This window comes from Paenibacillus sp. Soil522 (genome assembly GCF_001428245.1).
In the GTDB taxonomy this organism is placed as follows: Bacteria; Bacillota; Bacilli; order Paenibacillales; family Paenibacillaceae; genus Pristimantibacillus.
In genome coordinates this window covers 93441-115460 of record NZ_LMRV01000027.1, presented here as the reverse complement: position 1 = coordinate 115460, position 22020 = coordinate 93441, and the positions used below count along the sequence as shown (strand labels likewise).

Here is a 22020-nt window from a genome sequence, read left to right as displayed (position 1 = left end):
GATTATTCCTGCTCCTTTCCGGAAATGTGATCGGACCCGCGAAAACCGACGATAACATAGATTGGATTAAGTCCCTCGAACCGGGTCATATCGAGGATCGGCTTGCTTCTGGCGATCTGCACCAGTGAAATACGCACGGTAAATCCTTCCTGGGCCAGCGCTTGCTGGCTCGCCGACAACGTTTCGATTGTCGCCGCATTGATCACAATACGGCCGCCTTCTTTCAGCCGGGTACAGCATATATGGATAAGCTCACGCAATTCTCCCCCGCTGCCGCCGATAAAAACGGCATCCGGATCAGGCAGCTTATCCAATTCATCAGGAGCCTTTGCATGGATCGCCGTAAAATCGGTGCGAAACTTTTTTCGATTCGCTTCAATATTCATCATGTCCCCCTCATTTTTTTCAAGGGCAAACACTTGGCCGTAGGGTGCGAGCCGCGCACACTCGACAGCGACTGAACCTGATCCGGCGCCAATATCCCATACCACGCTATCACTTTTCAATTTCAGCTCGCTCAAACTGAGGACTCGAACTTCTTTTTTAGTGATTAAGCCTTTTTCCGGTTTTCGCTGATGGAATTGCTCATCTTCTATACCAAACCCCCTAATCGGTTCAGGAGCGTCCGGCTTTCGCCTCAGAATCACGACATTCAAAGGAGAAAATTCCGCATGAAGCATATCATCCAATGTCCAAAAACCATACCTTTCATGTTCGCCGCCGAGATTTTCCGCTACAAACACGTCATATTCTTTCATTTCGAACTCTATTAAATAACGGGCGATCGCCGACGGGTTGTTCTCCTCATCCGTTAAGATCGCAATCTTCGCTTTTCCGTCCATTCTCTGCGCAAGACCCTTCATCGGCCGGCCATGAACACTTTCAAAAGCCGCATCCTGCCAGCTGTCACCCATCCTCGCAAAAGCCAACTGCATCGAGCTTAAATGCGGATGAATTTCTACCGCCTGCGAACCTATTTTTTTGGCTATGAAACTAGCAATACCATAAAATAATGGATCGCCTGACGCCAATACGACTATTTTTTGATGATGACGAAGCTCAGCCAATTGCTCGATTACGGCGGCTAAACCTCCTTTTAACACTTTACGTTGTCCGCTATATTCTGAAAAAAAAGAAAGATGTCTTTCACCGCCTGCAAGAATGTCCGACTCATGAACCCATTGCAGACAAACAGGTGACAAATCATACGTGCCATTGTCACCGATACCAATTATTTTGATACGATTATCCATTGATTTCCGCCCTCCCCAAAACGTCGCCTTTCATTGTGACCAACACGGTCTCGATGGCCAATCCTCCACCAATATGCTCCAAGGAATGCCGGCAAGCATATTCGCATAACTTATCGAAAAACTCGCGTATTCCGGCTTCGATGACAATATCTGAAACATGCGATCCCGTATTAGCTTCCAGTATGGAAGTCTGCAGTTCATGCGATGCTCCTGCTTCTTTAGCCACTCCTGCTAAGAAACCGAAGTCAACAGCCGCACTTTTGGAATGCACCATCATCACGCCTTGAGCGACTTTTGAAAATTTGCCCATCATCCCGACTAAACTGATTTTGTTCATTCCTAATCGCTTGGCATGCTTTAAAGAGAAGCCGACAAAGTCACCCATTTGAATAAAGGACTCCTCTTTCAGCTCAGGATTTAATTTCATTGCGTATTTTTCACTGCTGCCCCCGGTAGTGAGCACGACGTGTTTGTATTCCGCTGCCTTGGCCACCTGAATGGCTTGTACGACACTTGCTTTATAGGCAGATGTGGAAAAAGGCACCACGATTCCTCGTGTGCCTAAAATCGAAATTCCTCCGATAATGCCAAGCCTTGCATTTAACGTCTTCTTCGCTATTTCCTCTCCATCCGGCACAGCAATGACGACTCGTACACCTTTGTCAACGCCGTACTCGCTTAGCACCTGTTCAACCTCTTTGAGAATCATCTTCCGAGGAATCGGGTTAATCGCCGCTTCACCGACAGGAACCGGAAGCCCCGGTTTCGTTACACGCCCAACACCAATGCCTCCATCGAGTTCGATGCCGCTGCCTTGCGTCCAAGTTACGGTCGCTACGATTTTCGCCTTATGCGTCGCATCCGGATCATCGCCTGCATCCTTTATCGTTGCACATTGCGCCATATCCGCAGTAAATTCACTCTCAATTAAGTCGAATTGATGGAAAAAACCCGCAGGAAGCCAAATCTCTGATTGATATACGAATTGTCCGGTGATCAACATGGTTACAGCGCCTTTGGTCACCGCAGCTGCGCAAGCGCCTGTTGTATATCCATGACGCATCTCTTTGGGATCTTTCTCTGGATCTTTAAAATCACTCATGCGATCACCTTCAAATTAATTTTGGTTTTGAGCCATAATAGATAAGGCATTTACGGCTGCGACGACAACCGTGCTTCCGCCTTTGCGGCCGATATTTGTAATGAATGGAATGTCCAGTTTGCGGAGCTCATCCTTGGATTCAGCAGCGGATACAAAACCAACCGGCATACCGATAATAAGGCCCGGCTTTGTCTCGCCTTCCTTAATTAAACGAATCAATTCAAGCAGAGCTGTCGGGGCATTCCCAATGGCATAAATGCCTCCTTCAGCTTCTTTAATCGCTTTACGTATGGAAATGATCGCCCGGGTTGTATTCAGCCTTTTCGCTTCTTCTATAACATCGGGATCTGAAATATATACGCTCACATCTCCGCCAAACTTGTGAATACGGTCTTTACTTATGCCAACTTGAACCATCTGAACGTCGGCAACTAATTTTTTACCATTTCGAATGGCTTCGATACCCGCCTCAATCGCTCTTGGATGGAAGACAAGGCTGCGGCCAAGCTCGAAATCTGCCGAAGCATGAATAACCCGCTGAACGACTGGATATTGGTCAGTTGTAAACGGATGCTCCCCTAATTCTTCCGTAATCATCTCAAAGCTTTTTCCTTCAATTTCCTGGGGCTGTACAGTCAATGGCTTAAATTCTGTTTTAAAATCCATATCCATATCGATTCCCTCCCTCAATATAAAACAAACACCTTACGATACATATTTTATTTAATAGCTTCTTTCAACTGGCCAATCACGCCATCAAAATCGGTAAACACTGTTCCAAACTCAATCTCGGGCCTTGAGATTAACACAACATCAATTCCCATTTGCAAAGCAGTCTCTACTTTTTCATCTACAGAACCGATCTTGCCGCTCTCCTTTGTCACCATAACCGTCGTTCCGTATTGGCGGTAAAGAGCTTCATTCATTTCCCGTGAAAAAGGGCCCTGCATCGCAATAATATTTTTTTGCTCTACGCCAAGCTCTTCGCATTTTTCCATATTGTCACGCCGCGGCAGCATGCGGGCAACAAGGCGTATTTCCGGAATGCCTATCAAATGCTTCGCAAAAATATGCAGCGTTTTGCTGCCTGTTGTCAGCATTGCAGATCCTTGGCGCCGCTTTACTTCCAGTGCTGCGTCTTCATAGGATGAGACTACGGTAAGCTTCGGATGGTCGCCATAGACGAGTGATGCACGCTCAAAACGAATATATGGAACCTTAGCCTTCTGAGCGGCTTCGATCGCGTTTTTGTGGGCCTCTTCCGCAAAAGGATGGCTCGCGTCAACAATGGTCTCGAAACCTTCTTGTTCAATCAGGCTTGTCATCTCATCCGCAGAAAGCCGCCCCATACGGACCGGCAGTCCTGCTTCTTCCAAGCTTTTTGCCGCAGACTCGGTAACGACAGAAGTCATGACAGGATAACCGCTATCCTTGATTCTTACAGCAAGCTCCCTTGCATCACTTGTACCGCAAAGCATAAAAATCATTTGGCTGCCCCCTGATTATCCTTTTACTACTGATGGCTTCGTATGATCATGATCATGGTTGTGATGATGATGGTCGTGGTTGTGATGATGGTCATGACTGTGGTCATGATGATCGTGATCGTGATGATSGTSATCGTGATGATGGTCATGACTGTGGTCATGATGATCGTGATCGTGATGATGGTCATGACTGTGGTCATGATGATCGTGATCGTGATGATGGTCGTGATCATGATGGTCCGCTGCTTCCATACGGTTCATGCACATATCGCAGCTCATAAACGGCTGTCCCTCGATAGCCTCCGTTACCCGGTCCAACAGCGTCTCTACCAATTGCGGATGAAATCCGAAATATCCTGCCAGCTGTATGTCTACATCTTTATGTATTGCAGCAAATTCAGCCGTCATTTGCTCTATTCGTTTTATTAAAATACCTGTAAACAGAAAATAAGGAAGGACGTAAATTTTCTTGGCTCCAAGTCGTAAACAATGCGTAAGTCCCTCCGGGAAAGAAGGCTCGGTAACACCGATGAAGCTGCTCTCCGCCCATTTCACGGGAACTTGTTCCCACAGCAGACGGGTCATTTTAAATAAATCGCCGTTTGCTTCGGCATCGCTGCTTCCTCTTCCTAATACAAGGACAGCCGTATCTTCATTACGCAAGGTTATTGCTTTGCTGCCCGCCCCGCCTTCAGGCAGTGAAGTTTGCGCGGATGCGATCTCACCCGCAAAGCCGGCTTCTTTCAGGCGGGATTCCAAAATATCGATTACCTTATGATGAATACCGATCGGACGGCCATATGTAAATTCAATATGAGGATACCGCTTTTTCCCCTTGCAGATTTCGACTGGAATATGAATCTTCGCATGGCCTGCCGCAAACAAAGTAATCGGGACCACTACGATACGATGGGCTCCCAGTTCCACGCAGCGGTCAATGCCTTTGGAAATATTGGGTGCCTCGAATTCTAAAAAGCAAGTTTCGATAACGAATTGCGGAGCCTTTTGCCGCATCATATCCGCAAAACGCAGCAGCTCCGCATTTCCTTCAGGATCACGGCTGCCGTGCCCGACTAATAAAATAGCTTCCATTCTTTGACCTCCTACGTTTTATAAACGTCCCTAATTAATCGCCGCATAACGGATCAACCTCAACCGGCTGAGCTTGCTCACGATATTTATAGCCAAGAACTTCTCCTTTACGCTTAAAAAACTTATGGAATCGCTCATTGGGATGAGCCTTTTCAACGTATTGCTGAAAAATGCTCTCCACCGTAGCCACAATCCGATCCCCCGGTATACCTTCAGCAACCAATTGCGCCGGATGGGCATTACGTCCGATCGTTTTTCCGCCAAGGAACAAATCGTATGCGCCTCTGCGGAACACGATGCCGATATCTTCTAGGGCAGCTCCATAGCAAGCCATGCCGCAGCCGTTAAATCCGATCTTAATCTCTTTAGGTGTTCTGAGCCCGCCAATCGCCCGGTGGATATCTTCTGCAACAGGAATCGATTCGTCTTTTTCCAAATTGCAAAAATCACAAGCCTTAATTTGAGAAACGTCGCCGATCGGAGAAACAAGCAGCTGTTCTGCCTTTAGCTTGGCTACTATTTCCTCAGGAGCATCCGTGGGCACACGTAAAATAATTTGATGGTGCGGCGTATACTCCATCTCGCCTTCATCTCCGGCGATTTGCGCGAGCAGCGTCATTTGCCGGGCCGTATACTTCTTGTTTGCAATACCTGGAGCTACTCCAACTTCAAAAATCAAAATCTCTTTTTTTCTAGCTGTATCAGGATTGGCTGCAGATCCTAAATATCCTCCTGAAATGATTCCTTTAGCCTCAAGCATTTTCAGTGCCTCTAATGCAAGAACAGATGGATGCTCCGGCTTGCTGTCTTCGCTTTGCGATATAGGCAATGCGGCATCATCTGATAGTGAAGCGCCCGATCCGTCTCCCGATGCATCCGTGTCTAATCCATCTTCGTATGTTGTTTCTTCCTCTTCACTTTCCAGGTCGTCTTCCATCGCATTTAGCGACCAAGGCTCAGCCGCAGTTTGCAGCCGCTGATGGGGTCTTAGACTTTGTTCTGCAGTATCAAGCGTATATTTCCGTTGATATCCTCTTGGAGTGATCATTTGGCCGTCATATAAGAAAGTCGTCGAATTGCCGATAATGACCGTAGTCAGCATGCCAATATCGTGATCCAGCATGCGTGACAGCGTTGTAATCTCTACTTGCTGCCGATCCCGGTAAGCACTTTTGACCAACCCGACAGGCGTATCGGGAGAACGATATTTCAATAAAATCCGCTGGCTTTCCACGATTTGCCGGGTACGCCGGCCGCTTCTCGGATTGTACAAAGCAATAACGAAATCCGCGGAAGCTGCCGCTTCGACGCGTTTAGCAATTATGGTCCAAGGCGTTAAATGATCACTTAAGCTGATCGTACACGCATCGTGCATGACCGGGGCTCCAAGCAATGAAGCGCACGAGTTGATAGCGGATATGCCGGGAATGACTTCAATTTCGACTCCTGTGGCCGATTTCCACCCCTTACCAATCAATACTTCGTAAACTAATCCTGCCATGCCATAAACACCTGCGTCGCCGCTGGAAATGACGGCAACCTTTTTGCCCATTTCCGCTTGCCGGACCGCTTCCTGGGCGCGGCTTACTTCTTCCGTCATCCCTGTCCGCACAATTTCCTGGCCGGTCAACAGATCCCGGATCAAATCCACATAAGTGTTATATCCGATCACCACTTCGCTTTCCTGTATGGCATTCCGGGCCCGTTCCGTTATATGTTCAAAAGCACCTGGTCCAAATCCGATGACAAGCAGCTTTCCTCTTTTCTCTCCCATCATGCCACCTCCAATTTCATAGTAAGCCTATTAACCTTCTTTTCCCCAAAACTCGGAGTATATGAGTTCTTCAAGAGGGATGCGCTTGCGCCAATTTTCCTTTTGTAAAATCGGTTGATCGGGAAACTCATCCGTATAACCGATGGAAATTAAAGCAACCGGGTCAACATGCGGAGGAATATCAAGAACCCCCCTTACATCCTGCTTTTTATAGAAGCTGACCCATCCTGCAGCCAGCCCTTCGGCTCTTGCAGCCAGCCAAAGATTTTGAATCGCACAGGATACGGAAGCCAGATCCGTTTCGGGAATGGAATTCCGGCCAAAAACATGGGGACCGCCGCGAGTTGGATCGAGTGTTACGCATAACGTAATAGGCGCTTCAGTGAGGCCCTCTATTTTCAACTTTGAGAACTTATTGGCTTTTTCCCCTTCATAATGAACCATCAGCGCACGTCTTTCCTTATCCGCCACACCCTTCAGCTTTTGTTTCGTCACCTCCGACTTTATAACAATAAAGTTCCACGGCTGCATATAACCGACAGAAGGAGCGTGATGAGCTGCGGTAAGCAGACGCTTCAGCAGTTCATCCGAGACAGGATCGGGCTTAAAGCTTCGAATATCTCTTCTTTGTTCAATCGCTCTATACACGGCCGCCTTGTCCTGTTCCGTAAATGCAAAGTCAGTTCGGGGAATATCCGTCAATGAATGGCCTCTTGAAACAGATTGTTGGACTGGTTGTGCGGCAGCTTCTTTTATCGGCAAGGCCAGCGCTGCACTTTGTGACTGAACGGCGTGCCAAGCCTCATCAAGGGAATGCACCCATATAAATTGGATCTCACCTGGAAGTTCGGCTCTGCGATTGCCTATTGGCGCAATCAGCGTTCGTATTCCTGAATGCTGTGCCGCTGCGATCGTTCGATCAAAATAACGGCTTTCCTTAACCAGCCCAAGCACGTTTATACTCCCGCAAACCGCTAAATATTCAGGCAATATCGACTCATGCGCTGCCGATAAAGCGGAAAGGGCGATTGCCAAAGAAAAATGTTTAAAGCTGTGGTTCGATTCTGCCCCTTCGATTTCAATAAAGTATTTTCCAGGAAGCCGAAACCGGTTTAAGGCTGCTTCAATCGGTGAGACATCCGGATTGCCAGGCCCATCACCTGCTGCTGTATTTATTTCAACCGCCCTTGAAGGCTGGAAATCTGTCCAACATTGCACCACCATTGTTCCGAAAGCGTCTTGATTGCTTGCGAGCGCCTTTACCCTCCCACAGCATGAATCAACTCGAAGGAGCTTCAAGCTCCCGTATTCCCTTAAAGCTATTTGTTCTTCCAGCGGTATAGAAATATTTAGCGCCTTCAAAATATGATCCTTATAAACAAGCGCCGAGCCGGATTGAACTGCTGCATCGCCGGCTGCCCGGATCAAGCCTCCGAGCTCACGAAAGCGGGAGGATAAATATCCAGCCCGGTCGGCCTTTCGACTTGCTTGATGGATCACTTCATTAACGGCTGCAGAAGTAAAATGAGGAATTTTCCCGTCTCTATGAACTTCCTGAGCTACAAATTGAAACAGTTTAAAACGGTTTTCCGCCGTATCAGGCATCGTGTCATTCAAATATACTTCGTACCCGTAACCGCGTATCCTTGAACGCAATGCGGGATGAATTTTCTCAACATCCTGCATATTACCGGCGAGCACCAAAATAAAATCGCTTGGCACAGGCTCGGTGCGAATCATCCTTCCGCTTGAACCGGGGGTTCGACCCGTTATAGCCATCTTTTTTTCTTGAAACGCAGTTAGAAGAGCTTGTTGGGATTCTAAGGACAGTGTCGAAACCTCATCGATATAGAGTACTCCTTGATGAGCTAAATGAATGGCCCCCGGTTCAACCAGATGATGAGGCGACGTCTCCATACCTCCTGATTGATAAGGGTCATGCCTTACATCGCCAAGCAGAGCGCCTGCATGCAATCCGGTTGCGTCAATAAAAGGGGGATTTTCCTTGCCTGAATTATTAATCAGATATTTAGGCGTTTTATTGTTAGGTGTGATTTTCAGTGTTTTTCCAAACCAAAAAATGATTAATAGGATTAAAAGTCCGCTCATCATATAAACCGGATTATCGCGGGTAAAGGAGTAGAACACCGTTACAAACAAACAGACAAATGCTGCAAATCCCAATATCCAACGTAACGAAGCAGCATTTGTACGATGCGAGTGCTCGTACTCTTTTATGAATCGTTCCCCTTCTCCGGCTGGCATTAAGCGGATTGATGGAATGCTGCGTTCTTTTACCCCAACTTCAACTACAACATCCGTCAAATGAGTTCCATGCAGCAATTCGGCCATTGCTCGCCCAAGCATGCTTTTCCCGGTTCCCGGTTCTCCTATGAGCAGCACCGATCTTTTTTGGGAAGCGGCAAGGCGAATGATGAATACAGCTTCATCCTGGCCCACAACCTGGTCAATGATCCTTTTCGGTACGGGTACCTCGGCTGTTGTTGCATAATCGCTTCTTTGCTCAGCAGCTGAGCTTTGTTCATCGAGAATCGGGGCGACGTAGTTGTCAAAGATGGCTTTCACTTTTACTGAGCCATCATGGCGAATTTTTTCCGCTTCAGGCAGCAGCTTCATCTTTATTTCCGGCATATTCAGCAGGGAGATTAGAGTCATAGCAGCCGTTTGCCGCACTTCATCTGAATGATCGTCAAAAGCTTTTTGCCAAAACTGCCATACTTGATCAAAGCCGGCTATAGCCGATTGCACAATCCCTTTTGCTATACCTTCACGCACATAAAGGGATGAATCGCCTGCAAGACGCATCGCGATGCCCGCTGCCTCGACTTGGTCATAAACGATCAACCGCCCAATCTCCCGGCCTGCCAAGTAACGAAGAATCCAGCGCGTATCCTTGGAAAACAGGTATAATGCTTCAATCCATTGCTCGGGTTGTTTCTCAAAATATCGGATGATCAAGGCGATCGTCCGTTCCATCGCAACAACCTTGCCTTTACGGGCATAATGATCCAATGCTGAGGCAAATAAACGAATGACAAATCGGTTCAAAGCAACGACCACCTTAATGGCATGGAATAAACATCAAAGCATGTCGCAATTCGTGAAGCGTGTCATGCACCGGAGCGTATGTAGAAAAAAGGGCAGTATAAATGAAAATGCCTGCAAGAGCAGTGATAGCGGTTAGTTGGAACGTAAGGGATTGCAGCATTTTTTTAAAACCATGACTCTTCTGATGCTCATATTTATTTAGCATTAAAATTTCCTCCTTTTGCATATCGTATGCTCTTGCCTAGTTTACTAATACCAACGCCTGCTATCATTCCAATTGCGATGACTGCAAGCAGGAAGGCCAATGTCTTGAACTTCACTCCAGCGGGCGGATTGAATGCCTGTACGCCTACAATATATTTTTGCTCGGCTATGACTGATCCGTTAGCAGGATCTACAGCCTTGACCGTCACCTCATGTTCCGCTCCATCAAAAAATTGCATACCGAACTTATAAGTACCGTCAACAGAGGAGCTTTCCATAGATAATATGTCTGCCCCATCCTCAAGCCTTACCGCTTTAAACTTTACTGCAACCGGATTACTCCCGATTTGATCAAATTTCCCTTCAACATAAGCAAGCTCGCCTACACGGGTATGAATATCGGCTTCCGATTCATCTGAACCGTGCGCAAAAACGGACGCTTGCATCGTCAACATTAGAATTAAAATTAAACCTGCTACTCTATTAAACCGCATCGAGCTTCATCCTCCGTTTCGAAAATACCCATCCGCACAACAATCCAAATATCGCTAACAATCCAATGAATATAATACCGTTCCGAACCTCTTTTGGATTTTCATGAATGTTGATCTTTAGTTCTTGGGTGCCAATTGTTTTCCCGGTATCATCCATTAAATCCAGCGTCATCGCATATTCCCCGCGAATCGGAAACATATAATCAAATGACGCCTTTCCATTCTCAATCGATACTGTTGAATCTATCAATGGCGTTCCCTCTACCCACGGAAAGTCCGTAGGCGAGAAAAATTTAGGCTCCGGACTGCTTAGCTGAATATGTGCCGAACCGTTAGTAACATCTTGGAAATTCAGTTCCACTGTAGGCGTATCCAAATCCGGGCGAACGGTAGCCAGCACCTCTTCGTTCAGTTCAATAGCTGCCGCATCCTTCGCCGCAGCAGAAGTCAGTAAAACCGCTCCAAAAATAAAAAAAGCTGCAAACCCGACGCTAAACCACTTTGTCATCACTTCTTCGCTCCTTTATTACTGATTTTTAAACATACAAAAAAACACTTCTACCAAAAAAGCATAGAAGTGTTTACAGAAACGCAAAAAATAGCGCGATCTATACACTTCCCTATCCTCGTAGGTTATTTAGTGTTCAAAAGAAAAGGCAGGTCTCCTGGCTTATGGATCAAGTGCAATAAACTGAATGTTGAATCGATTCAGCTGCATAAGCCTTCCCACTTTTCACAGTGGCTTATGCATGCTCTCCATTTACAGTGGCGGGACCGCGACGGACTTGCACCGTTCTTCCCTTTTAAGAAACGCCTCAGCGTTCCACCTTTTCCTGAAAAGTTTTCAATTGTAGTTCAAAGACATGCTTAGTATAATCGGGATCACGGAAAATGTCTATGACAATCCGGTTATCTATCCCTTATGATATGGCCTTGCTCTAAATCGATCTCAACAAAACCGGCGATAGCTCTTGGTTGGAAATCAATCGTTTTGTTGCTGCCGATCACAATGATATTTCGGATATCAGATACAATCTTGCCTGGCAGCGAAAAAGCTTTTGAGTAAGCATACGCTTCATTAAGGGTTGTATAAATAGCATTGATGAATTTATCGTTTTTGATTTTGCCCATAAGATTCACGATGACAGATCCCTTGGAATCGAGCTTTTCACGGGCCATTTTGAAAAACTCCATCGTTGTTAAATGATACGGAGTACCCTCCTTGGTAAAGGCATCTACAATAATATAATCAAGACTAGCCGCTTCTACCTTGCTAAGAATTTGGCGTCCATCTCCGATCACAACATTATCGTTACGATAATTAAAATACTCTCTGCTTAATTCCACTACCTTCTCATCGATTTCCGCTACCATAACTTTCCTGTCTGAATAATGACTGGCGATGGTCCCGATTCCGTGTCCTATAATAAACAATTTTTTGAACGACGGATCGTTATTCTCCATGAGATGGATCATAGCTCTCGGATACTCGAGCACAATTCGCTCCGGATTCTTCAAATCTATTGCGCCTTGCACAGCATCATCTGAAAACTGCAATAATCGGTATTTCCCTATTTCTCCATATAATTGATTAGCATCATAAACGGTAATCTCTTGAGATAAACTAAACTCCTTGGCTAGTTGATGCAAATGATCGATCCCCCTATATTTCTCTAAAAGGTCCTACTTAATGTCCAATGCCAGTAGCTCCAGTTTTACAGGAAAGCAATAACCCATTGATTCCAACATAAGCCTACCTTCTTCATCTTGACCATTTACCAATGTCTCAGCATTCGTTCGACCGTTTCTTTGGTGATATTCAAAAGCTTGATTGACGAGAAACTCACTTAGTCCCTTGTTACGCCAACGTGGAATGACGAATAGTCTTCTGCCAACCCCTTTAGCACGCGGTCAAACATAAAGCCTAGCTTCTCGAAAATCCTTAACGACGCCGTGTTCCGTGGCTCTGCCTTGCTTAGCACTTACTTATAAGCATAATCTGCCACAGATGAAGGATACAAGGGACAATTTGATTTTAATCAAATTTACATTTGCTTTATTGAATAAAATCTTAAATTATTGCAAACGGAGACCAATAATTCAATAAAACAACCGACAGTCTAGGACTTTATTTTTTCGTCCATGGCTGCCGCTGTTTCTTTTTTTCGGGTCAGTCTGATACTTTATTTTACGGAGTCTGCAGGGCTTTGTAATTCAAAACCTGCGCGTATTCAACACATCCAGTCTAAGGCAATACTTTTCGATTCCGTTTTCGAGTGAATCATAAGCGTAAAATAGCCCTCATCCATTCACAAAGTGGGGGCTATTTTACGCATACACTTTTCTGATAAAAGTAAAAATATTAAGTCGTTCCACATTAGGCATTGAATCATGAACATTGCCGGGCGTAACAATGGACGGAAAAATGGCTGTCGAGGTTTCTCGACAGCCTGAGTTGGAACATGATTCTCTCATGTTCCAGCTTTTTTAGGCGGAAGCTTTTTTCACCAACCCATTTAAGCAATAATGATGTCAAGAACAGCTGAAGAGTCGGCTGAAATGAATTCGTCCTTTCCGATCGCGGTAATTTCTCCATTCGGTTTCCCTATAACCGCCCCGTCTTCTATCACACTTCCCTCGCCAAGAATAGCTTTATAGATTTGGACATTACTTCCGATTTTGACGCCCGGCATAATGATGCTTTCCCGGATTTCGCATCCTGGGCCGATATGTACGCCGCTAAATACGACGGATCGTACTAACTCTCCTTCAATTATGCTATCGGGATGAATCATCGACCTATGAGATTCAGCAGTCGGGTAGAGATTCATTGTCGATGGTTGAAGACGCTTATTTGTGTACATCGGCCATTGTCCGTCATCAAGAACGATCTCACCGCCGAGCACCTCCATATGTGCCTCCCAAAGGCTCTCCACCGTACCCACATCACGCCAATATCCCTGGAAAGGATAAGCATACACATTCGACCCGGCCGCCAGCATCTGTGGGATGAGATCCTTTCCAAAGTCATGAGAAGAAAGCTCATTCTCAGCATCCTGGAGCAAATAACGCTTAAGGAAAGACCAACGGAATATGTAAATGCCCATTGAAGCAAGATTACTTTCAGGCTTGGATGGCTTTTCGAGAAAGTTAGTTACTTTATACGAATCGTCTACATTCATAATGCCGAATTGATGTGCGTCTTTCCACGGAACCTGCTTTACCGAGATCGTAGCTTCTGCTCCGCTTTCCTCATGGAACTGAATCATAGCGTTATAATCCATCTTATAAATATGATCCCCAGAGAGCAATAGCACGTGCTCCGGATTATGCCGCTGTATGTACTCCAAATTTTTGTAGATGGCATCAGCCGTTCCCGTATAGAGGCCATTAGTAGCCTGACGACTGGCATCAAGAAGCGTAATTTCGGTTTCTTTGTCATTTAACCATAATCCATCGTCTTTAATATGCATATGTAAGGTTTCTGCCTTGTACTGGGTCAATACCCCAATCGTGTCGATTCCTGAATTCAAACAATTGCTGAGCGGAAAATCAATAATACGATATTGACCACCGAATGGCACCGCAGGCTTAGCGAGCTTCTGGGTTAGCGGAGCAAGCCGTTTTCCTTCCCCACCTGCAAGTATCATAGCAATACATTTCTTCTGTGTTATAGGGACCATCTCCTCTATTGGTGTAGTTTGCTCCTAAGCCATAAAGAGTAACTCAAAAAATAGTACCAGATGATCGTTACGAAGCTTGTCATAATCTGGTGTAACTGAAAAATATTTATCGACAAAATAAAAGGAAGAAAAAAATCGGAAACAGCCTCCATTAGCACTCCATTATTCGGAGCATTTGCTACGGAATTACGACATATCCGCGATTTCCATTGTAGTTTACAACTCGGCTTCGTGTCATTTTCAAGTATCATTTTTACTATTTTCGACATACTTATTTCGACAATATCTTTAGAACTTTTGTGGTACCCCCCTGATAACAACTTTTCTATTTTTAAAATAGAAATATAACCCGAACAATACAATTCCAACGATAGAGAGAATTATACCTATAACAAGCATAAAATTTACTGCATTCCAAATATAGGGAGGAGTTAAATTCCTCAATTGCTCCATTAGTGTTGACTTATGCTGTCTGTTTAACAAGCTCAAGGAAGACACTAGCGATCAAAAAAAAGGGCGGTACAGGAATCGTTCCTGACCCGCCATTTTCCCTTTATTCTACTCTTGCATCTGTCCGCTCTTCTCCTTCAATCGGCACAATGATAACATTCGCAAACTCTTTATCCTTATAACGTTCAATGGAGCCAAGCTCAGTAGATTTACCCTCGCTGTCCACTATGCCATAACCTAACGTCTCCCCCATAAAGTTATCCAAGAAATAGACGGATTCGCCAAAGGGCTTCGGCTCTATGCCTGCTTCGCCATTTTTGCCCAAGGTATCCTTTTGCCACTTAATCTCAGCTATCCCCCTAGCGTCGATTTCTACATAGGTCACTAAACCTTTATACTCTACAAAATAACGAAGCGTTTCACCCTTAGGAAACGTGTAGATTGTCGTGAAGCCTTCACCATAAGGCACAATCTCAATATGATTGTTTAACCGGGGAATATTAATCGCAAGCGCACGCGCTTTTGCCAGGTCTCCGTTTATTAACGTCTTAAACTGCTCTTCGCCGGTTGGGGTCCGGACGATGATTTGCTTCGCAACGTTGTCATAAGCAACCGTACCGCCGAGCGTTTCGGTTATAAAGCGAACGGGAACATAAGTCCGTCCTCTCTTCACGGTGACCGGAGCATCCAGCTTCACCTGCTTGCCGTTCACTTCAGCTGTTTTTAAACCATTCTTTAGATGCACCGTCATTTTCTGAACCGGATTGTTCGCGATAATCGTCTTCGTAGCCGTATTGTAGGAATAAACGAATAATTTAGGGTCTTTAAATGCTCTTAACTGAACCATCGTTCTACCGTTCACAGTCAATACATCCTCTTGATACAAACCGTTAATGAATATTTTTACGGGCTGCGCAGGCGCTGCCATAACGACAGCTCCCGCTCCCGCAGCCAATACTCCAGCTGCTGTTAACGCGGCTGCCGCCGCTTTCTTCCACTTTTTCAATAGAATTGCCTCCTATGTATGGTTATGTTTATTTCTTGTGCCTTTTTGTTTCATGTGCCTTTGTAATGATTTAAGACGTTATTAACTGTAAAAAAGTTACTTCCCTAGTCAAAAATTATACCTTGAAGGAAAGGATCATTGTTGGTACAAGATTCTCCCATTCTCCGATCTTATTCCCTAGCATCCTTCCCTTACCTCCGTCGTTCCCAATGACAGCTGGCATACGGGGGCCGAGCTGGATCCATGGCTATGGCGCGTCAAGATCGTAAAGGATGAGCATGCGGCTTACGGCAAGTTTTTCGGCACCAAAGCATCCTTCATACATATTGATCTGTTCCCTCTTATTCAAACGCTGCTTTCGTATGGGAAAAGCGTTGAAGAAAGATACGGCAGCGGTTTCCTATCGCAGGACGCAAGAAATATTTATCACATAATCAAGGAAGCCGGAAATATCGATTCGCGCAAATTGCGGAAGGAAAGCAAGCTTACGGCCAAGGAGCAAAAGAAGGATTACGAACGTGCGCTGGTTGAGCTTCAGAATTTTGCTGATATTGTCATTACCGGTGCACAAGAGAGCGATTTCGACGGCGGCTGGAGCAGCATGTGCTTTGAAAGATCAGACCATTGGCTGCAAGTAACGCTTGGCAAAAAAGCTGCGGAGGCGACTGATCTTCCTGACATTAGAGCTGCCGTCAAAGCGGAACTGAGCGAAGTATGCACAGAGAAGGCATTGAAATATTTGGACAAGAAGCTGCGGTTTAATGTCTAGCTTCAGCAAACAGGGAGATGCTTAGGGTTAGCGTTGGCTAACTCTAAGCATCTCCCTGTTTGCGTCTTATTCCAATACTTTCCGAAAGTCTCCTCAAGTTCTCTTTTTCTCATATATTACGCTGCATTCTCTATGATAATCGCAGGCTTTAAACATTGACCTGTGATATAGCCTGCCTCATATCCTTCGTATTGGCGCTCAACACGGCAAATGCATCGCGAACTTGATCATATCCAGCTGCCGGGCGGTCAACGCTTGAATCTGCTCCGTCATCTCAGATACTCCGCTTTCTATATGAGCAATGCTGCTCACCGTAGCCGCGACCTCTTCGGAGCCGGCGGTTAATTGCTCCGTCGTTGCCGATACCTCCATGATTTGCTCGCTTACAAGACGGAACGACTCGACGGCATGCAGGAACGATTCCGCCGCTTCGCCCGATAATGAGACACCTTCGCCAATTTCCCCCGAGGCCTTCTCCATTTCATCGCTAATTCTTCCTGACTCCAATTCAATATTGCCAAGCAGCGATGAAATTTGCTGTACGGAGGATGCGGAAGCGTCCGCCAGCTTGCGAACCTCTTTAGCTACAACCATGAAGCCTGCGCCATGCTCCCCTGCCCTTGCCGCTTCAATGGATGCGTTCAATGCAAGGAGCTTTGTCTGATCCGCAAATTCGCGAACCGAGCCGATTACATGACCGATCTCTCCCGTGTAGCCTTTCAGCTGCCTAGCCATATCGAGCGTCTGAGCGGCAGACTCTGAGATGCTTCTGATCTGGTTATTTAGCTGCTTCATGGCGGATTCGCCCGCTTGTGCGATTTCCAGCGACTGTACAGCAGCGGTTTCTTCAATACCGTGACCATTCGCTGGCTTCCCCTTTGCGCCCTACCGATCAAGTTATTTTACTAGAAAAATCAGGCCGATGTTTTTTTAATATACACCTCATCATACCACCATTTTTCGACATTAAGGAAATATATTCCACACTTTATGCCTAGTTCATATAGTCCTTTAGGTGCGCTTAACGCCGCCAATCGTTCCCTCATTTCCGCCCTTGATATATAATAGAATAAGATCGCCATCGGACGTTGAAAACATAGTACATGCTTACGAAGCAAGTTTTGTTACATAAAACTAATCGCATGCTTACGAAATATGTTTGGATACTCAAAACTTTAAGGAGAACCATTATGGATATTATTGAAATTGTTACCGATTTAATTGACGAGGATACCGATCAGCCCAGGTACCAGTTCGACGAGGAAGCGCTGCAGGAATTGATGAAAAGCATCGGAGAAATCGGCCTGCTCTCACCGATTAAAGTGAGATCAACGAGCAACGGACGATATAAAATCATCTATGGAAACCGCCGCTATAAGGCAAGCAAAATGCTCGGGCGGCCGACGATTCCATGCATCGTCTCGACCGTTACGGATGAGATGGAAATTTATTTGGAGCAAATCGCAGAAAATTTGACGCGCGAGGGTTTCTCGCCGATTGAAGAGGCGGAGGCGTTTAATAAGCTGCTGAACGATCCAAAGTTCAGAAGCTCGACCAAATTTTTGTCCGGCAAGCTGGGCAAGCCCGAAGCCTACATCAAAAACAAATGCGAGCTGCTGAAATTCGGCAATGCGGTGAAGAAGCTGATCGTAAGCGGCACCGAGATTAAGAAGGACAAGCTGACGGAGGATCAGCTGCTCCCTCTAAAGGACCTGCCTATCGAACATCGTGATCCGCTTGCGCTTATTGCGGCAAGGGATGAGCTGCCGGTGAGCGACGTGAAAAAAATCGCCAAGCTGTTTAAGGATAAATCCATCTCAGACAGCACCAAGGACAAGCTTCTCTTCAAGACAGGAAGCGGCCTCATCGAAACCTGGTCGACCCATGAGCAGAACAAAGCGGAGCGCGCTAAGCCGGCTGCCGAGCCGAAAGCGCCCGCACCGAAATCCGAGAAGCAAGCTAAGCAAAAGACTGAGGACGCTCCGAAGATCAGCCCGCCTGCAGCCTCAGCGGCCGCTGCGGCTGCAATCGAGCTTATCCTTCAGCAGCTGGCCGCCGCTCTTACGGCCCACAGCTCCCTATCAGCAGACACGCTTCAATCCGTAGAAGCGATCGAGGCGAGCGGGCAAGCCCCTTTCATCCAAGGCGTTGACTCGTTGATCGACCGCTTGGAGAAGCATTTGGCGGAATGGAAAGCGGTTCGCGAGCTTGCGGCTGCGAAATGGCAAGCGGCTTCCGCAGCAGAATAATGTGGCAAAAAGGCTGTTCCCAAAGTTATGCGGCTTGGGATCAGCCTTTTTTGCCGCTATTTCAACCAGCTTGGCGCCCACCAGTTCCATTTTCCGAGCATGCTCATTAAGGAGGGCACCAGCACCATTCTGACGATCGTTGCATCAATGAAAATAGCAGTCGCGATGCCAATTCCAAGCTGCCTCACCCCGGCCACCTCGCCGAAAGCGAACGGAGCGGTGACCGCAATCATGATGGCGGCTGCCGAAGTAATGATTTTCCCGGAAGCTGCCAGCCCTTTCACAATAGCCAGCTCATTGCTGCGCGTCCTGCCATATTCCTCATACATGCGCGATACGAGAAATACGCCGTAATCCATGCTAATTCCGAACACGAGGCCGAAAATAAATACCGGTATCATGATGGCGATGCTGCCCGGCTCGATCCCCAATCGGCCATCCGCGAATATCCACGCTAAAATACCGAAGGATGTTCCTATGCTCAGAAGGTTCAGCAGGATCGTTTTTAGCGCAAGCAGAATGGAGCGGAAGGCGGCAAACAGCACGATAAAATTCGAGAAGAATAGAAAAAAAAGCACACGGCCCAAGCTGCCAAAAACATGGTCGAACACTTCCTGCTCATATTTTGCCTCTCCGCCTAGCGAGAAGGATAGCAGCGACGTCTTCCCTCTCTGCTCCCATTCCCTCAGCCAATTCATCGCTGCGCCCGAGGCGGGATCACCCGATATCGTCACCTGCAGCAGCATCCGGTTATGGTGCAGGTAAGGCTGAAGCGCCGCTTCGTATTTCTTTTTTTGCAGCGGCTTCAAGGCGATTGCAAGCAATTGCTTGGGCGGCATCTCAAGGCTTGAGAAGACCGAATCGACCCGTATCACGCTTGGATCTCGCTTGAAGCGTTCCGCAAGCGCATAGGCATCTGTCCAATCCGCCATCTTCAGAAACAGCGCGTTGCCCTCCACGATAACCCAAACCTTTGACGTGGCCGGCTGCTCAAAATTAGCGTCATAAGCAGCAGCTGCCAAACGGGAATCGTAGCTTTGCGGCAGAGATGTCTCACCCGGGACCGCAACCTTCATACGGCTCACGGGCAGCATGCATACGATTAAAAGCCCCCCAGCCAGCAAGCCCATCGCAGCCGGCCGCCTCATCACAAAGCGGGCAAGCCCCACCCAAATTTCCGCTTGGCCGGATGCTTCCGGGCGCTTTCCCGCCGTTTGCAGCGCAGGCAAGCAGATCGCAAAGAGGGCAGGCAGCAGCGTGAACGCCAGCAGCAGCGAGACGGCCAACACCGTCATAGCCCCAAGCGCAATGGACGAAAACATCGGCAGCGGTATCCAGACGAAGCTTAGCAAGCCCATAAAAACACTGGCCGATGAAAAGAAGACAGCCCGTCCGGCTGTTCTCATCGTTTGGACCAGCGACTCGGCCGGCGGCTTGTTTTTTCTGAGTTCCTCACGGAACCGACTGACGAGCATAAGCGCAAAATCGATGCTTAGAGCGAGCCCTACCATCGGGATAACGTTTAAGACAAAATTCGAAAGAGCCAGCTTCGCGCCAATCCCGTACATCATTCCCATAGTCACCGTCACGCCCGTAACCCCTATAACAATCGGCAGCATTGCGATCACGATTTTGCGAAATGCAAACCAAATAATCAGGAACGCAAGCGGTATTCCAATCAGCTCGGCTTTGGCCAAATCATGATGGCTCGCTTCATTTACATCGGCTTGTATGGCCGATTGGCCAGTCACCTTGACCGAAATGCCGTTATAGGCCGGCAATTGCCGTTCCAGCTGCTCAAGCGCCTCCTTCATCCGATAAGGCGGATAAGTGAATGACAGGAGCGCATAGGCATAATTGCCCTTCAGCATCCCCTGCCGCTCAAGCGGAGAAACAAGCCCCTTCAAACCGTCAAGCTCCCGCGCTTGAATCAGCGTTTGCCCGATAAACCGCTGAAAGCGTGAATTCGGTATGCCGTCCTCTCTCTCGAACAGCAGCATAACCGGCTTATCCGGTATACCGAAGTCGGAAGCAAGCATGTTCTGCACCTGCGCATATTGGCCATCCTGCGGATATAAGCCGTGATCCTGAAGGACGGTATGCAGCTTAAATGCATAAGAGCCGATAAAGAGCAGCGCAACCGCCCATAGGAAGAGCATGAATCTCGGAAAACGGAAGGAAAAAAGCGCAAGTCTGTGCATACCCATGAACTTGCCCCTCCCGGCATTATCGAATGAATGCATGACTATTCAAACGGCTTTAATCTTGTCGCCCGTACAAGCCCATCCGCTAAACCCGGGGCCATTCGCGCTACGTACGGCAGCCAGCCGGACACGGTCGGCACTCCGAATAGCCATTGCAGAAAGCTGCCCCATCGCAGCGGCCCTTTAAACTCGCGCTTGATAGCCCCCGTATAAATATGCTGCCATTCAGCTATAGAAAGGTTCCCGCGCAAATAGCCGTCTGCGAGCGGCGCGCATAAGGCGGCCGACCGCAGCGCCATCGACATGCCATCTCCGCAAAGCGGCGGAATCATCACAGCCGCGTCGCCGAGAAGCGGAAGCTGCTCCCATGCCAGCGGTTTACGGTTTAAATATACAGGCGCAACAGCCGCCTGCGTACCCAAAACAGGCTCGGCATGCGCCAGCTTCTCGCGAAGCCTCGGATTTCGCCCCGCTGCAGCGTGCATAATCGCAACAATCGTTTTTCCCGCATTCGCCAAAGCGTCCCGCTGCAGCAGCGCCGACGCATTTACCAGCCCGCCTTCAATCGGACATAGCCCCAAATAGCCGCCCCGAAAAAAATAAAGCTCGATAACCTTCTCCAGCAATATGCCGCGAAAATGTGATTTCACCCCGATGTAAGAACGCTTTCCGGAATCCGGTTTGCGGTAGCCCGGCAGTCCCGGCCGCTTGCTCGCCCCCCACGCCGCAATAACGGTTCGCGCCTCTACGCAGCTCATTTCCCCATTTTGCACCATCTCGATATTGTAGCCACGATCCGTAGGGTGAACAGCTGTCACCGTTGTTCCCGTTTGCAGCTTTGCGCCCGCTTGCTGCGCAGCCAGATGAAGAGCGGAATCGAGCGAATAACGGCTAAGCCCTAAGGCTTTACAGGGAAGCGGAACCTCCATTTCGGCCCCATTTTCAAAAATCAACCGTATCCGCTCAATTCCGCTCGGCCTAAGTCCCGCTACGGATTCACTTATGCCAAGCGAGTGCAGCGTGCTTTGCGACTCAGGCGATAAAAACTCCCCGCACACCTTATGACGCGGGAAGGTCTGACGGTCGAGCAGCAGCGTTTCCCAGCCTTTATCCGCAAGCGCTTTGGCAAGGCTGCTGCCCGCAAGGCCTGCTCCGAGCACAGCCGCGTCGAAAATATGCGTCAT

Annotated in this window: 17 protein-coding genes, 2 pseudogenes and 1 riboswitch; of the genes and pseudogenes, 2 read left to right on the top strand and 17 right to left on the bottom strand. The window is 47.5% G+C overall.

Going from position 1 to position 22020, the window contains the following annotated elements; genetic code table 11:
- Nucleotides 1–2: 2 nt before the first annotated feature.
- From ASG81_RS05840 to ASG81_RS05780, 14 genes and pseudogenes are all read right to left on the bottom strand, one after another.
- Nucleotides 3–1253, bottom strand: coding sequence for a bifunctional cobalt-precorrin-7 (C(5))-methyltransferase/cobalt-precorrin-6B (C(15))-methyltransferase (locus ASG81_RS05840; RefSeq protein ID WP_056630382.1), 1251 nt, complete (start codon nt 1251–1253; stop codon nt 3–5).
- On the bottom strand, nt 1246–2355 hold the full coding sequence (locus tag ASG81_RS05835; RefSeq protein ID WP_056630380.1) for a cobalt-precorrin-5B (C(1))-methyltransferase: 1110 nt from the start codon (nt 2353–2355) through the stop codon (nt 1246–1248). Before ASG81_RS05835 ends, ASG81_RS05840 begins: the two co-directional genes overlap by 8 nt.
- Nucleotides 2356–2370: 15 nt before the next feature.
- A complete protein-coding gene (locus ASG81_RS05830; RefSeq protein WP_056630426.1) occupies nt 2371–3021 on the bottom strand; it encodes a precorrin-8X methylmutase in 651 nt (216 codons plus the stop codon).
- A gap of 53 nt (nt 3022–3074) precedes the next feature.
- Entirely contained in the window at nt 3075–3842 is a 768-nt protein-coding gene (cobK, locus tag ASG81_RS05825; protein WP_056630376.1) for a precorrin-6A reductase, read from the bottom strand.
- 15 nt (nt 3843–3857) lie between these two features.
- Nucleotides 3858–4934 carry a sirohydrochlorin chelatase gene (locus tag ASG81_RS05820; RefSeq protein WP_056630372.1) on the bottom strand — a complete coding sequence of 359 codons (1077 nt, stop codon included), beginning with the start codon at nt 4932–4934 and terminating at the stop codon, nt 3858–3860.
- A gap of 34 nt (nt 4935–4968) precedes the next feature.
- Nucleotides 4969–6708: a precorrin-3B C(17)-methyltransferase gene (cobJ, locus tag ASG81_RS05815; protein ID WP_056630369.1), complete on the bottom strand. Its 1740-nt coding sequence runs from the start codon at nt 6706–6708 to the stop codon at nt 4969–4971.
- Nucleotides 6709–6738: 30 nt separating this feature from the next.
- A complete protein-coding gene (gene bluB / locus ASG81_RS32525; RefSeq protein ID WP_235548750.1) occupies nt 6739–7401 on the bottom strand; it encodes a 5,6-dimethylbenzimidazole synthase in 663 nt (220 codons plus the stop codon).
- A 108-nt stretch (nt 7402–7509) separates the two neighbouring features.
- Nucleotides 7510–9345, bottom strand: a pseudogene (locus tag ASG81_RS32520) (ATP-binding protein); the annotation flags it as partial.
- Between the two features lie 445 nt (nt 9346–9790).
- Nucleotides 9791–9937: a CbtB domain-containing protein gene (locus ASG81_RS33825; protein WP_442952812.1), complete on the bottom strand. Its 147-nt coding sequence runs from the start codon at nt 9935–9937 to the stop codon at nt 9791–9793.
- A gap of 34 nt (nt 9938–9971) precedes the next feature.
- Nucleotides 9972–10475, bottom strand: coding sequence for a hypothetical protein (locus ASG81_RS05800; RefSeq protein WP_056630362.1), 504 nt, complete (start codon nt 10473–10475; stop codon nt 9972–9974).
- A complete protein-coding gene (locus ASG81_RS05795; protein WP_056630359.1) occupies nt 10465–10983 on the bottom strand; it encodes a hypothetical protein in 519 nt (172 codons plus the stop codon). The genes ASG81_RS05800 and ASG81_RS05795 overlap by 11 nt, the downstream gene beginning before the upstream one ends.
- 130 nt (nt 10984–11113) lie before the next feature.
- Nucleotides 11114–11321: riboswitch (cobalamin riboswitch) on the bottom strand.
- A 63-nt stretch (nt 11322–11384) separates the two neighbouring features.
- The gene (locus tag ASG81_RS05790) at nt 11385–12125 is read right to left on the bottom strand and encodes a spermidine synthase (protein WP_056630356.1); all 741 of its coding nucleotides are present in this window, start codon (nt 12123–12125) and stop codon (nt 11385–11387) included.
- 866 nt (nt 12126–12991) lie between these two features.
- Complete coding sequence (locus tag ASG81_RS05785) at nt 12992–14125, bottom strand: glucose-1-phosphate adenylyltransferase family protein (RefSeq protein WP_327205145.1); 1134 nt, start codon at nt 14123–14125, stop codon at nt 12992–12994.
- A gap of 586 nt (nt 14126–14711) precedes the next feature.
- Nucleotides 14712–15614 (bottom strand): copper amine oxidase N-terminal domain-containing protein, encoded by a 903-nt coding sequence (locus ASG81_RS05780; protein ID WP_056630353.1) that lies wholly within the window; start codon nt 15612–15614, stop codon nt 14712–14714.
- A 193-nt stretch (nt 15615–15807) separates the two neighbouring features.
- Here ASG81_RS05780 and ASG81_RS33820 point away from each other — a divergent pair.
- Nucleotides 15808–16383, top strand: a pseudogene (locus ASG81_RS33820) (AlkZ-related protein); the annotation flags it as partial.
- Between the two features lie 198 nt (nt 16384–16581).
- Here the strand turns inward: ASG81_RS33820 and ASG81_RS05770 are convergent.
- Nucleotides 16582–17178 (bottom strand): methyl-accepting chemotaxis protein, encoded by a 597-nt coding sequence (locus tag ASG81_RS05770; protein ID WP_056630347.1) that lies wholly within the window; start codon nt 17176–17178, stop codon nt 16582–16584.
- A 395-nt stretch (nt 17179–17573) separates the two neighbouring features.
- Here ASG81_RS05770 and ASG81_RS05765 point away from each other — a divergent pair, with 395 nt between their 5' ends.
- Nucleotides 17574–18632, top strand: coding sequence for a ParB/RepB/Spo0J family partition protein (locus tag ASG81_RS05765; protein ID WP_056630344.1), 1059 nt, complete (start codon nt 17574–17576; stop codon nt 18630–18632).
- Nucleotides 18633–18688: 56 nt separating this feature from the next.
- Here the strand turns inward: ASG81_RS05765 and ASG81_RS05760 are convergent, their stop codons facing one another.
- Both ASG81_RS05760 and ASG81_RS05755 read right to left on the bottom strand, forming a co-directional pair.
- Complete coding sequence (locus ASG81_RS05760) at nt 18689–20839, bottom strand: MMPL family transporter (RefSeq protein WP_235548745.1); 2151 nt, start codon at nt 20837–20839, stop codon at nt 18689–18691.
- Nucleotides 20840–20877: 38 nt separating this feature from the next.
- On the bottom strand, nt 20878–22020 hold the full coding sequence (locus ASG81_RS05755) for an NAD(P)/FAD-dependent oxidoreductase (protein WP_056630341.1): 1143 nt from the start codon (nt 22018–22020) through the stop codon (nt 20878–20880).